The sequence below is a fragment of the Acinetobacter populi genome (genome assembly GCF_002174125.1).
Lineage (GTDB): Bacteria > Pseudomonadota > Gammaproteobacteria > Pseudomonadales > Moraxellaceae > Acinetobacter > Acinetobacter populi.
On record NZ_NEXX01000001.1, the window covers coordinates 248,031 to 261,780 of the forward strand.

Genomic DNA, 13,750 nt, shown 5'->3' on the forward strand with positions numbered 1-13,750 from the left:
TAAATTCCATCAAATCTTGCAAACTTGACCAAAAAAGTTTAATTTTTTTTGTGAATACCCTTGTAATTTTAAATAAATCCATCACTAATAAAACCATGACAAAATAACTTGTCACTCTACCTTAGGAGTGCCCATGACTGAATTCACTACAGCGCAAGTGACCCAAGAGGAACATATCCCTGGAACTTTGCCTTTATTAGCATTGCGTGATGTCGTTGTATATCCACACATGCAAATTGCACTCTTTGTGGGTCGTGAAAAATCGATTAATGCGGTTGAAGTGGCTCGCAATGGTGACAATCTGGTCTTTGTCGTTGCTCAAAAAGATTCTTTGACCGAAGACATTGATCAGGACAACCTCTATCAATATGGTACCGTTGCCCGTATTGTACAAGTTGTTAATCATGAAAATGATGACAACTGCATCAAAGTATTGATTGAAGGTTTACACCGTTCAAAATTAGAAAAAATTATTGAACTTCCAGATCATCTTGAAGCTGAACATACACTCAGCCCAATGCATGTGGAATTGGACAAAGAAACAGAACAAACCCGATTACAGGAACTCAATGCGTTATTTGCACAATATGCAGAGGCAAAATTACGTAATGCACGTGAATTGATTTCTGCTGCTGCAAAAATTGATGACTTGGCGCAGCTGTTATTCTTTGTTGCCACACGCGTACCACTGAGTATAGAAGTCAAACAAAAATTCCTTGAGCTGGACGAATTTGAAAACCATCTCAAAGACTTGATGACTTATCTGCTTCAACAATCTGAAGAACAACAGATTGAGCAAGGTCTGCATGACAGCGTTAAACGTCAGATGGAAAAAAATCAGCGTGAATACTTTCTAAATGAAAAAATGAAAGTCATTCAGCGTGAACTATCTGATATGAATGGCGGTGGCGAAGATGACGTTGCTGAAATTGAAAAACGTCTGGAAGAAGCCGATTTACCGGAACATGTGCGTAAAAAAGCTGAAAATGAGTTTCGTAAACTCAAAGCGATGCAACCTGCTTCCAGTGAAGCTGCCGTGGTGCGTAATTATCTTGAAGTCATTCTGGATACACCATGGAATATCTCTAGCAAAGTCAGTATTAATCTTGGCAAAGCACAAGAGATTCTGGATGCTGATCACTATGGTCTGGATGACGTAAAAGATCGTATTGTCGAATATCTGGCAGTACAATCCCGCGTCAAAAAACTACGTGGTCCAATCCTTTGCTTGGTTGGTCCTCCAGGTGTGGGTAAAACCTCTCTAGGAGAATCCATTGCCAAAGCCACTGGTCGTAAATTTGTTCGTATGGCTTTGGGTGGTGTACGCGATGAAGCAGAAATTCGTGGTCACCGTCGTACCTATATCGGTGCGATGCCCGGTAAAATTGTGCAATCACTGACTAAAGTAGGCGTTAAAAATCCATTATTCCTACTGGATGAAATTGACAAAATGGCACAAGACTATCGCGGTGATCCAGCATCTGCCTTGCTTGAGGTACTTGATCCATCACAAAACAATAAGTTCAACGACCATTATTTGGATCTTGACTTGGACTTATCCGAAGTGATGTTTATCTGTACTGCCAATAGCATGAACATTCCAGAGGCATTGCTTGACCGTATGGAAGTCATTCGCTTACCCGGTTATACCGAAGAAGAGAAAGTCAATATTGCCGAGCGTTATCTGGTGCCAAAAGCCATTAAAGATAATGGCTTACGTGGTAAAGAACTGACTGTACATGAAGAAGCGATTCGTGACATTGTACGCCACTATACCCGTGAGGCTGGTGTGCGTAGTCTGGAACGTGAAGTATCCAAAATTGCCCGTAAAGTGGTGAAACAGGCAGTTGGGAACAAAACCAAAAATCTGCATATTGATGTCACACAGGAAAACTTACCTGAATATCTAGGCGTACATAAATTTGATTATGGCATTGCCGAAGAAGAAGCTCAGGTAGGACGTGTCAACGGCTTGGCATGGACTTCTGTCGGTGGTGAATTACTCACCATTGAAGTTGCAGCAGTGAAAGGTAAAGGTAAATTTATCACCACCGGTTCTTTGGGTGATGTGATGAAGGAATCCATTACTGCGGCAATGACTGTCGTTCGTACCCGTGCCGATGAACTAGGCATTGAAGCATCGCGTTTTGAAGAAACTGATGTGCATGTTCACTTGCCTGAAGGTGCTACACCAAAAGATGGTCCTTCAGCAGGTCTGGCATTGACCACTGCCCTTGTGTCTGCTTTTACAGGCATTCCAATTCGTGCAGACATAGCCATGACAGGTGAAACCTCCTTACGCGGTCATGCGCTTCGTATTGGTGGGTTAAAAGAGAAATTGCTGGCTGCACACCGCGGTGGCATTAAACTGGTATTTATCCCACAAGAAAACGTACGTGACTTGAAGGAAATACCGGAGAATGTCAAAGAAGGTTTGGAAATTAAAGCCGTGAAAAGTATCGATGATGTTTTACCATTGGCTTTAACTGAAAAACCAAAACCTTTACCCAAAACACCGATTGTCAAAGCAATTGATGAAGGGAAAGCAGCTAGGCATTAATCCTTACTACTTTTCTTCTCTATTTTGAAAAGCGGTTAGATCCATAAACATCGTGCCCATTAGATTCTTAATGGGCACTTTTATATCTCGTTGCTATTTTATTTATAGCCATAAAAATAGTGAAATATCTTTTTCATCAGGCCAATTTTGATTACCAGCTAATATTTTTAGTTATTCTTTATAAAATGGGCCTAACATTCTAACTAAATCAATTATTATCCAATCGATGCATTACCTTGATTAGCAATAAAACTTGCGCCACAACTTGTTTTGTCACCTTCAACTATAATACCTTTACCATTTACATTTTTACTTGAATCTCCGGAAACAGCTGTTACAGTCGTTTTACACTTTGGACAATAATGAGTCATTCCTTCTAAATGAACTTTTTTACCTTCTATGCTAAAAGTCTCACAGCAGTTCGTCACTACGCCCCCGTGCGTCGTTGTTGCACCTACAGTAATAATTGCTTTACTCATAATATTATTCTGAATTAAAAATACTGTTAAAATTATATTGCATAATATTCAACTAGAGGACAATAAATTTTTTACAATTTGTGATTTATCCTCTAGTTAAAAATTGAATTTTATAAAAATTGATAATTAAATTTACCACTTTCTATACCAATATTAATTTCTGAAATTTTATCTTCTGTTCCTGTTCTTGATAAAATCTCTAGGCTCAATTCTGGCAAAATTGTATTACTAATAATTGAATTGATCATACGTCCACCTGATTCTATTTCATTACAACGTGCAATAATAGAGTTGAGTACATTTTCATCATAAGTTAATCGAATATCATGATTAATAAGAATACGGTCCACAATACGATTCAGTTGTAATTTAATAATTTCATTCATCATATCAGATGAAAGTGGATAATATGGAATCGTCTGAATACGTCCTAATAATGCCGCAGGAAAAACTTTTAACAATGGTTCTCTTAATGCATGCTGCAATCCTTCTACATCTGGTTTTAAATCTTCATCCTCACATAGATTCATAACCAAATCTGAACCAACATTGGTCGTCAAGAGAATTACAGTATTTTTAAAATCTATATATCTACCTTCCCCATCTTCCATCCAACCTTTATCAAATACCTGAAAAAAAATCTCATGAACATCGGGATGTGCTTTTTCAATTTCATCCAACAATATTACACTATAGGGCTTACGACGAACGGCTTCAGTTAGGACACCTCCCTCCCCATACCCCACATAACCAGGAGGGGCTCCTTTTAAAGTTGAAACAGTATGTGGTTCCTGATATTCACTCATATTAATCGTAATTAAATTATGTTCACCACCATACATTGCATCAGCTAACGCTAAAGCTGTTTCAGTTTTACCAACACCAGAAGGACCTGCAAGCATAAATACGCCTATTGGTTTATTTGGATCATCAAGTTGTGCTCGTGAGGTTTGAATGCGCTTAACAATTGTTTGTAAACCATGCTTTTGTCCTATAACACGCTGATTCAAAGTTTCCGTAAGATGTAACACTTTATGAATTTCATCATCAATCATTTTACCTACAGGTATGCCAGTCCATTCCCCTATAATTTCTGCAATTAACCCTGCATTCACAACAGGAAAAATTAATGCCTGATCCTGTTGTATCTGTCTTAGATCGGACAGTAATAGCTGCTGCTGTGACAATAACTGCTCTAACTCTTGTTTATTAGACTGCTGTAATTCTGATGGTGAATTTAATTGATTGCGTATCGCTCGTAATTGATCCACTAAACTCTTTTCTTGTTCAAATTTCTGCGTAAGCTCGGCTTGTTCCTGCTCTAATAGACTTAGTGTTTCCTGCAAGGCTTCAAGTGATTGTGATTTTATAGGATAACCCAATCTTTGTTGTTTCAATAAGTGCTGTTGCTGTAACTCTAATGCAGATACTTCCTGCTGCAATTGTTTTAATCGGATAGGATTAACACTTAGACTAACAGCTACTCTGGCACATGCTGTATCTAAAATTCCAATTGCTTTATCTGGGAGTTGTCTTGCAGGTATATAACGCTTAGAAAGTTTAACAGCGGATTCTATCGCTTCATCAAGAATAATGACTTGATGATGCTGCTCCAATTTTTCAGTCAAAGCTCTTAACATATTAATTGCAATATCTTCAGAAGGCTCGCCAACTTGGACAACCTGAAAACGTCGGGTTAATGCAGGATCTTTTTCAAAATATTTTTTATATTCAGCCCAGGTTGTTGCTCCAATCGTGCGCAACTCTCCTCGTGCCAAAGCAGGTTTCAATAAATTTGCAGCATCTGCAGTACCAGCTGCGCCTCCTGCACCAATTAAAGTATGAATTTCATCTATAAATAGAATAATCGGCTTAACACTCTGATGCACTTCCCGAATCACAGATTTTAAACGATTTTCAAATTCCCCAGATACACTAGCCCCTGCTTTAAGTGCACCAATATCCAATAAAATAATTTCAACATCCTGTAAACTCGGAGGGACATCCTCTTCAGCAATCTTTAGTGCCAACCCTTCTACCACTGCTGTTTTACCTACTCCTGCTTCTCCAGTAAGTAACGGGTTATTCTGACGTTTTCTCAATAAAATATCGATCATCTGACGAATTTCATCGTCACGGGCAGTTACAGGATCAAGTTTGTTATCACGGGCTTGCTGAGTTAGATTCGTACCAAATTTTGCCAATGCAGACTGACCAGAAGCATTATTTATCTGGTTAGCACTTTGTAAGACATCAATTTCAGCATGTTCAATAGAGTTCGCACAAATTTCTGCCATATTTTCAAGTAATTGTTCCGGTTTAATTTTTGCAAATTCACTGGACAAACGAACAATTTGATTTTTAAATTGATTAGAAGTAAGTAATGTATAAAGTAAATATGCACCTCGAATTTCAGTTGCATTGAACTTTAAAGAACAATATAGCCATGCTTCCTCTAAAAACTGTATAATATCTTCAGAAAAATCACTGACCTCAGTATAACCATTTTTAAGTACATTCAGCTGTTGCTCAATATCCTGTTGAAGCTGTTCTTGATTAATTTCAAAATAATTTTGAATAAAAAATAAATCTGATTGTTCAACTTGTAATATTTGATATATCCAGTGTGATAATTCTACATATTTATTTTCCCTTAACTTTGTAAAGAAAAAAGCATTTTCTAAACTTTTATACATTGATTTATTTAACTTAGAAAACAATGCAGAACGATTAATCTCAGACATTTGATTTGTTCCTATTTACATTAATATTGAATAATTACAATCGGATCTTGTTGGGGCTGTCCAATCCAAGAAGTAAACCCAAGCGAAAGCTCCCCCCCCAATGTTTGTTGAATAATTTTCGGTCTATCTATAATTATTTCGACATCCCATTGATATTGATAACGAATATACTGTTCTACCCAAGCGATTAGTTTTTTAGCCAAAATATTACCAGGTAAAAATTTTAAATATACATTAGGTGCTAAAGGTCCAATTACGATTCTAAATTTCTGCGTTGCGTCAAATATTTTGTCGCCAATAAGGAGACCTTGTCCCAATACATTTTCTTTAGTATAAGACAAATATGTACTAAACTCTTTAGCATATATCCATTGACCAATATTTTCCTTAATCTCTATAGGAACATCAAAATATTGAGATAAAATATCTTTTAAGTTATTCACAGGTATATTTTGATTTAATAAGTATCCTGTATAATAAAACTTATTGTATATATGAATATCTTTTTTTAAATTTTGATGATCAGCACTGCCTGTTAAACTTGCAATATATCGACTAAATTGCCAAATATCCTGATTATCTAGGGAGATAACATCCTGTGCATTACGCCAAGATTTATAAAATAAAGAAATTAATCTATGATGAAAAATATCTAGAAAATCATTAAATGTTTGCTCTTTCTGATGTATTTTTTTCTCATAAATATATTCAGTAATATGTAAAGGTAAAGGTCCATTCGGACCAAACAAACCAAAACCATTAATATCAACTTTTACGTACTTGTTCTTTTGTTCAATTTGTCTCACCTGTCTAGGCTGGAAAGACATATGAGCAGATTGACCAAATCTAAAGTTATTTTTACCAAACCTTAACTCATCACCTAATTTTTGTTGTAATTCAAAAATATTTTCTAGTGAACGCAGTAATGTAAATAATCCCATATCGAATAAATAGGGAATATTGTCTATTTTTTCATCTTTTAATAGTTGAAAACCCTTGTTCTGTTCCATTCATCTCTCTTCAAATTGTACTATATACAGCGATGACATTCTTTTTCTTATTTTGTAAAGAAAGCTCAATATAATGGTTAATCGGGGCAAATCCTTTTAAATATTCCATTAGCACGCTACCCCATAAAAAAGGATGAACATGACTCATCAACATCTCATCAATTATAATACTAAAATGAAGACCATTTACTGGTGTTAATTGATAATTTATACGCTTAACTTTAGACGTTTTATCAGCTGAAATATTTAAAATAGCATTAATTTGTGCTTTTAAAGATTCACTGCCAGTTATTTCATATATGATATACAAACTGTTTTTAATTTGCTCAGTAAGTGCATCATTGCTGTTAAGTTGCAATGGTATAAAATTTGCGGAAATTAAATTCATTAATCTCCATAACGAAGCATTTTCCATAGGCATTTGTAAAGGTTGAGTAAAACTACATTGTCTTCTAATTTTATTAATTTTAAATTCATCATTTACAATACGTAAATCCTGATCTAGACTCCAGCTAATTTCACTTGGTAAACCTCGATTACTACACCATACATTGACTGATAGCTGACTTAGATCTTCATCTATAATATGTTTCAACTGATTCGTCAACATTAAATAGCATTCACTACCTTTATAGGAATTTTTTTTAGTATTTAAATTCGATGGTTTATGAGTTTCGGAGAAAAAACCATAGCTGTTATCATCAAAATGATCAGTATCATTATCTAACTTGTATAATGGTTCAAAAACTTTAACTTTATAATTTGCATTACTAAATCCCTCAACTCTATCCACATGAATAACTTCAAAGTCATTAGGTCGCAACTTATCTATAACAATATGTTGTTCATTTTGATGAGGATCAAGTAAAACTCGTGTCGTTTTTTGAAATGCATTATTGATTACGATACTATTCAGACACAGTGTATCTTCATCCAAAAATTTTTCTAAATAATTAGATATATCATTAAAAGTAAATGTAAATTTTAACTCATAAGAAGAATTACCGTCTAATTTATCAGAACTTGATAAATTATGTTCTTTTAACAATCTTAAAATAAATGGATCATTAAATACTTCTTGTAAATTCTCAATTTTAAAAAACAGATACTTTTCTGGTAAAACACCATATTCTAAAAGATGCTTTAAATAGTTGATATTGCGATCATTATAAACACTTAAATAATCATCAAAACCAGCCAAAACAATTTTAGGACTATATTCTTTTTTCCAGGAATATCCCGGTAATTCAACATATAATTTTACTATTTTTTGAGATAAAAAATATAATAACTCCGAACTAGCACGCAAATCATTATTTTTAATAAAAAAACGTATCGAGTCAGATATTATATTATTTATTTTAAAATTAGCGGGAATAAATAAACTGAATGTTAATATCGATTTTGAATAATTTGTCTGAGATACAATTGAATTTTGAGCAAATTCTAAACTATTACGACTATAACGTAACGAAGTAAGCGTAAAAGGTAATATTTGTGAATCATGGCAAGTTGAGAATTGACACATGGCTTGACCTTGTTTTTTTGCATGTGTAACAATTTGGCTTAATCTAGGAATAAATACAGCTTCTTGTGAAGAACTTTCTAAAGCAACAATACCTGCACTAGGGATAGGTTGCGTAAATTCAGGATGGATAACTTTTAAGATATGTTGAACAAATTGTGGATATTCGGCATCTATCTTTAAATTAATGCGAGCGGTTAAAAAACTCACTGCTTCAATTAGTCGCTCGACATAGGGGTCTTCAATCTCAGGGGCTGAAAGTCCCAATCTTTTTGCAGCCTGAGGATGTTCGGCAGCAAATTCTTTCGATGCATCACGAAAAAACTTTAACTCCTGATGGTATTTACTTAAAAAATCCTTATCCACATTTACCTCAATTTGCAACTTTAAAATTACCAGTTTCGACATCTAAATGTGTATATAAAACAAATCTTTCAGGGAATGGTGTAGATTTAATTAATCCTTTAATTTCAATATTCATCTGATTATATTTTGCTTTTATATCACTTCCTAGCACACATTTCACTTCAAGGCTTTCTTTCAAAATTCTTGGTTCAAAGATTTTTATTGCATATTCAATATTACGTTCAACTTGTGCCCAATCTATTTCTGAAACACGTTTACCAGATATCGGACTAACACCATAGTTTATTACAGATGTAGTATATTCATTTGCAAGTACCTCTTCATGGTGATAATAATAACTTGAAGTATTGAGAAGATGCAATAAATCACGAATAACCAATAGTTTTAATTTATGATTTGATAAGCCTGTTACATTTTCCTCATCCATATCATTATTCAAACGATCAAAAATAGTAGCAATATTTCGTTGATTCTTTCTCATAGTACCATTACGATTTATTTTCAAAACTAAAAATATCTAAGATTCCCACATCAACTGTACCATTTGTCCATGTTTTTTGCCCCTGAGCAACAGATAGTTCCCCATAATCTAACCATTGTGTTTCTTTACAATATTTTAATTTATCAGAAATATTATCTGATTCAAAGAAAGGATATCTAGCTGGTATAAAGCATGCAATATGGCGTCCGTCTTTTAAAATAATTTCTGCTCTTCGCCATAAAATATCTGTGAGATATTGATTTGCTTTAAATTTAATAGAAGCTATTTCAGAAATAGCAAGCCAATAATATTGTTCTTGAACAAATATTTCCAATATAAAACTAAATCGTACATCACTATCAATCCATATTCCACTAAAACTATGCCCATTATTAAGGGATATATTAAAACTCTCAGTGTAATATTCAAAACTATTTAGAAATTGTTCTTTTACTGCAATTTGGTTTGTATCCTGAATCACTGATTTAAATATTTTTTTATTTAATTCTCCAATTTTGATTTCAGAATCCGGGAAAAATTTTAATTCTAAAATTCCCTTTAAAGTATTTAAACGCTCTATTTCTGCTATGATATTAAATTGTAATAAAAATTTAACTTGTTCTTTTTTATTACTTAACTTCAAATATTGATCAACGGTTTTTTGTGCCTTATCCCATTGTCCATCAATACAATAATATTGAATTAAGGCAACACGTAAATCGTAATTTGTAGGTTGTTGTTTAATTTGAACAATTAATTGTTCTATCTGTTCTTTAATATTCATATAATTTAGCAAGGTTTAGATAATATAAAAACAGTTAGCGTAGCAACTACCACGCTAACTGTAAAGTTTTGAACCACAAATTAGCTTGTTGCTTTATTGAGTTTAATATCATAAGCCATCTGAGTTTCAGGTCCTTTACCACCACGCTCAGTTTGCTCCCAATATTGATTTTTAATCTTAACTGCTTGGAATGAATAGTTTACATATAACACTTCATTGTCTTTCGAACCGACGAACTCAACACCAGTTACAATAACATCTTCTAGCGTAATACGAGAATATTCAATTTGTTCCCCACCAGCTTTGCAAATAGAAACTTCAAGTTTTGGTATATGTCGTCCAATTGCACTATGTTTTAAAATTGTAGGCGCAGCTTTATCAATTGCTGTTGTAATTTTCAAATCCTGAAAATTCACTTTACCAGCACCACCACCACCACCGGTAGTTAATGTTGCTGGCTGGCTAGCCCCCCATGTAAAATCACGAACATCGATCCAATCCTTATGATTGGCATCCTTGGATTCACCACTCACACCATCCACTTTTAGAAAAATATCAATAGCCATTCTAAATTTACCTTTGTGTTGTTAAAAATATATAAATATCAAAACTATTATTGTGAGGAAATTTCAAAATATATTAAGAGATTTTATTCCTCACAATACATTACAATTTTAATTAAATCGCATTATAACCCTAAACAGTTATTCATTTTTGTATCATTCTTTTTTCAAAGATGGTAATTTTGAAACCAAACGTAATGAAACTGTTAAGCCTTCGAGTTGATAATGGGGACGTAAGAAAAATTTTGATGCATAAAATCCCGGATTATCTTCCACTTCCTCTACAATGACTTCCGCTGCTGCTAGAGGTTTACGCGCTTTGGTCTCTTGTGAAGAATTTGTTGGATCACCATCAACATAATTCATTAACCAATCATTTAGCCAACGCTCCATTTCCTCACGCTCTCGAAATGATCCAATTTTGTCTCGAACAATACATTTCAAATAATGGGCAAAACGACAACATGCAAATAAATAAGGCAAACGTGCAGACAATTTTGCATTCGCAGTTGCATCTGAATCATAATACTCAGTTGGTTGTTGCAAAGATTGAGCACCAATAAACGCAGCAAGATTAGAGTTTTTACGATAAACCAATGGCATTAAACCATTATTTGAGAGCTCAGCTTCACGGCGGTCACTAATTGCAATTTCTGTAGGACATTTTAAATCGACCCCACCATCATCGGTTTCAAATGTAAATGTTGGAAGATCCTCGACAATTCCTCCTGATTCTACACCGCGGATTGAGGTACACCATCCAAATTCATTGAATGAACGATTAATATTAACTGCCATTGCATAAGCAGCATTCACCCAAGAAAAATCTTCATGACCATTATTCACTTCCTGGAAATTAAAATCTTCAACGGGATTATTTTGTGCACTATAGGGTAACCGAACCATAAATCGAGGTAGTGCTAATCCTAAATAACGTGCATCATCACTTTCTCGTAAATTACGCCAAGCTGCATATTCTGTATTCTGAAATATTTTGGAAATATCACGTGGATTAGAAAGTTCTTCCCAAGAATCCATTTGCATCAGATTAGGGCTTGCACCAGTAATAAATGGACAATGAGAAGCTGCCGAAATTTTGGCAACTTCAGATAGCATTTCAATGTCTTGTGGACCATGATCAAAATAGTAGTCACCTACAATACAACCAAATGGTTCACCACCAAATTGACCATATTCTTCTTCATATATTTTCTTGAAGATCGGACTTTGATCCCACATCACACCTTTAAACTTTTTAAGATTGCGACTGAGCTCTTTCTTGCTCAGAGGCATAAACTTAATTTTAAGTAATTGATTAGTCTCTGTATTATTTACTAAATAATGTAAACCACGCCATGCACTTTCTAACTGTTTGAATTCTTCATGATGAATAATTTGATTTATTTGTTCTGATAGTTTTTTATCAATTTCAGCAATAATTGCTTCAATAGTTTGATAAGTATCTGATGAATGTTGCACTACACTAGTTAATGCCTGTTTTGCTAAAGTTTTAACCGCATCCTGAACGGCACTTTCTGCCTGTTTAGTTTTTGGTTTGAATTCTTTATTGATGAGTTGTTCAAAACCATTATTGGTGAGTTGCTCATCACCTGTTTGCTGTTGCTCTAATGGAGATATAGACATAATCTTTCCTTTAAACCAATTATTGTTCTGGGTTATCTGTTTTCTTTGGCAAATTTGCAAGAGACTTTAAAAGCTCATTATCAGACAGAACTTTATTAATCAATTCTTCTGCCCCAGTTTTACCATCCATATAAGACAGTAGATTCGATAACTCTGTTCTCGCATTCAAAAGATCCCTGAGTGGTTCAACTTTCTGTGCAATTTGATCTGGAGAAAAATCAGCCATCTTATCAAACTCTATATCAACATCAAGAAAACCACCTTCATCATTCAAGGTATTTTCTACATTAAATGCCACACGCGGTTTAATAGACTTCATACGATCATCAAAATTATCGACATCTATTTCCATAAAATTACGTTCATTTAAATTGGGTAACTCCTGTTTGGTCTTACCTGCCAAATCAGAAAAAACTCCCATTACAAAGGGCAATTCTATTTTTTTCTCAACCCCATAGATTTCTACATCATATTCGATTTGTACACGAGGAGAACGATTTCGTGCAATGAATTTTTGTCCTGAATTTTTACTCATATTTCACCTATATCATTAATCTTGAAAATCATTATCCATGGGTTGACCGATCAATGTTTCCAATCGATCAAGCGAATCTGGACTAATATCCTTCATAATTTCATAAAAATTAAGATTCATTAACCTTTGAATCCGCCTAATAAATAAGGGAGCAGGATGCGAAGGTTCATGTTTCTCAAAATATATAAATATTTTTTCTAACAACAATTCCACATCTTGTCGAGAATTAATCTGGTAATTTGACCAGTTTAATACAGCCTGTGGAGTTTTTTTAGCTGGATTATCATTAATTTGTATCAATTCTGTTGATGTATTCTCACTCATCTGTCCGGTAGGGATATCATTTAAATTTTTTATTATCTTTGATAAAACTTGCTCAAGAAGATCAAATTTTAAGAAACTAGATTGCAATTTATCTGCAAAGATTTGTTTAATTCCATCAATACTCGTCAATGCATCTTTTATAGCTTTTAACTCTGGCAATTGAGCTTCCATTGCAATTTGTAAATCAATATTTAATCGCTCCAATCCGCCAGGATATTTATCACTAGTATCTACTCTATGCTCAAGTATACCTTCAATTTCCCGCACATTATACTGGGTTTGTGATAAACCATTTTTGATTAAAAATGCATTTCTAACTTCTTTAATAATTCCATCATGCGAAAAGAATAAAGAAAGTGCATTAATACGATAATCTGGATCAAAATCCCCCTCTTCATCTTCTAGATGAGGATATGTTTGTTCCCAATATAATCGGAGATTCTCATATATAATATGTAAACCTTTTGATAGTCCTGTTAGACCATATCTTGCTACTGCACTTTGGGTAAAATAACTCATTACATTCAGGTCTTTACTTTTATGTAAAAGAATTTCACTAGCAAGATTATAGATATCTTCCCAATTTGGACCTTGTGCATCAATGATTAAATCACCAAATTGTTGCTCCGGTTTCTCTTGTACTAGGTTGAGCAATTTTTGATAATCTTCATCATATTCAATATTTTGTCCAGCAATCTGTTCTGAACTTATAGGTTTTATAAAATCTTCCATCAA

General features: G+C 34.0%; 11 protein-coding genes. 1 reads left to right on the forward strand and 10 read right to left on the reverse strand.

The window, feature by feature from the left end; translation table 11 throughout:
- Nucleotides 1–133 precede the first annotated feature (133 nt).
- Entirely contained in the window at nucleotides 134–2,560 is a 2,427-nt protein-coding gene (lon, locus tag CAP51_RS01100) for an endopeptidase La (protein WP_087618891.1), read from the forward strand.
- A 215-nt stretch (nucleotides 2,561–2,775) separates the two neighbouring features.
- On the opposite strand, the gene CAP51_RS01105 is transcribed toward lon, so the two are convergent.
- The 10 genes from CAP51_RS01105 to tssA form a co-directional block, all read right to left on the reverse strand.
- The gene (locus CAP51_RS01105; protein WP_087618892.1) at nucleotides 2,776–3,039 is read right to left on the reverse strand and encodes a PAAR domain-containing protein; all 264 of its coding nucleotides are present in this window, start codon (nucleotides 3,037–3,039) and stop codon (nucleotides 2,776–2,778) included.
- Nucleotides 3,040–3,149: 110 nt separating this feature from the next.
- A complete protein-coding gene (tssH, locus tag CAP51_RS01110) occupies nucleotides 3,150–5,783 on the reverse strand; it encodes a type VI secretion system ATPase TssH (RefSeq protein ID WP_087618893.1) in 2,634 nt (877 codons plus the stop codon).
- A 20-nt stretch (nucleotides 5,784–5,803) separates the two neighbouring features.
- Complete coding sequence (tssG, locus tag CAP51_RS01115; RefSeq protein ID WP_087618894.1) at nucleotides 5,804–6,793, reverse strand: type VI secretion system baseplate subunit TssG; 990 nt, start codon at nucleotides 6,791–6,793, stop codon at nucleotides 5,804–5,806.
- Between the two features lie 10 nt (nucleotides 6,794–6,803).
- Nucleotides 6,804–8,684 carry a type VI secretion system baseplate subunit TssF gene (gene tssF, locus CAP51_RS01120; protein WP_087619848.1) on the reverse strand — a complete coding sequence of 627 codons (1,881 nt, stop codon included), beginning with the start codon at nucleotides 8,682–8,684 and terminating at the stop codon, nucleotides 6,804–6,806.
- A 7-nt stretch (nucleotides 8,685–8,691) separates the two neighbouring features.
- Entirely contained in the window at nucleotides 8,692–9,165 is a 474-nt protein-coding gene (gene tssE, locus CAP51_RS01125) for a type VI secretion system baseplate subunit TssE (protein WP_087618895.1), read from the reverse strand.
- 7 nt (nucleotides 9,166–9,172) lie between these two features.
- Nucleotides 9,173–9,949 carry a type VI secretion system accessory protein TagJ gene (locus CAP51_RS01130; RefSeq protein WP_087618896.1) on the reverse strand — a complete coding sequence of 259 codons (777 nt, stop codon included), beginning with the start codon at nucleotides 9,947–9,949 and terminating at the stop codon, nucleotides 9,173–9,175.
- Between the two features lie 80 nt (nucleotides 9,950–10,029).
- On the reverse strand, nucleotides 10,030–10,515 hold the full coding sequence (locus CAP51_RS01135) for an Hcp family type VI secretion system effector (RefSeq protein ID WP_087618897.1): 486 nt from the start codon (nucleotides 10,513–10,515) through the stop codon (nucleotides 10,030–10,032).
- Between the two features lie 153 nt (nucleotides 10,516–10,668).
- A complete protein-coding gene (tssC, locus tag CAP51_RS01140) occupies nucleotides 10,669–12,156 on the reverse strand; it encodes a type VI secretion system contractile sheath large subunit (RefSeq protein ID WP_087618898.1) in 1,488 nt (495 codons plus the stop codon).
- 19 nt (nucleotides 12,157–12,175) lie between these two features.
- A complete protein-coding gene (tssB, locus tag CAP51_RS01145) occupies nucleotides 12,176–12,691 on the reverse strand; it encodes a type VI secretion system contractile sheath small subunit (protein ID WP_087618899.1) in 516 nt (171 codons plus the stop codon).
- Nucleotides 12,692–12,706: 15 nt separating this feature from the next.
- On the reverse strand, nucleotides 12,707–13,747 hold the full coding sequence (gene tssA, locus CAP51_RS01150) for a type VI secretion system protein TssA (RefSeq protein ID WP_087618900.1): 1,041 nt from the start codon (nucleotides 13,745–13,747) through the stop codon (nucleotides 12,707–12,709).
- Nucleotides 13,748–13,750: the final 3 nt, after the last annotated feature.

Excerpts from the sequence above, each read along its gene's own strand:
- lon (WP_087618891.1), top strand. The coding sequence starts at position 134 with ATGACTGAATTCACTACAGCGCAAGTGACCCAAGAGGAACATATCCCT.
- CAP51_RS01105 (WP_087618892.1), bottom strand. The coding sequence starts at position 3,039 with ATGAGTAAAGCAATTATTACTGTAGGTGCAACAACGACGCACGGGGGC.
- tssH (WP_087618893.1), bottom strand. The coding sequence starts at position 5,783 with ATGTCTGAGATTAATCGTTCTGCATTGTTTTCTAAGTTAAATAAATCA.
- tssG (WP_087618894.1), bottom strand. The coding sequence starts at position 6,793 with ATGGAACAGAACAAGGGTTTTCAACTATTAAAAGATGAAAAAATAGAC.
- tssE (WP_087618895.1), bottom strand. The coding sequence starts at position 9,165 with ATGAGAAAGAATCAACGAAATATTGCTACTATTTTTGATCGTTTGAAT.
- CAP51_RS01130 (WP_087618896.1), bottom strand. The coding sequence starts at position 9,949 with ATGAATATTAAAGAACAGATAGAACAATTAATTGTTCAAATTAAACAA.
- CAP51_RS01135 (WP_087618897.1), bottom strand. The coding sequence starts at position 10,515 with ATGGCTATTGATATTTTTCTAAAAGTGGATGGTGTGAGTGGTGAATCC.
- tssC (WP_087618898.1), bottom strand. The coding sequence starts at position 12,156 with ATGTCTATATCTCCATTAGAGCAACAGCAAACAGGTGATGAGCAACTC.
- tssB (WP_087618899.1), bottom strand. The coding sequence starts at position 12,691 with ATGAGTAAAAATTCAGGACAAAAATTCATTGCACGAAATCGTTCTCCT.
- tssA (WP_087618900.1), bottom strand. The coding sequence starts at position 13,747 with ATGGAAGATTTTATAAAACCTATAAGTTCAGAACAGATTGCTGGACAA.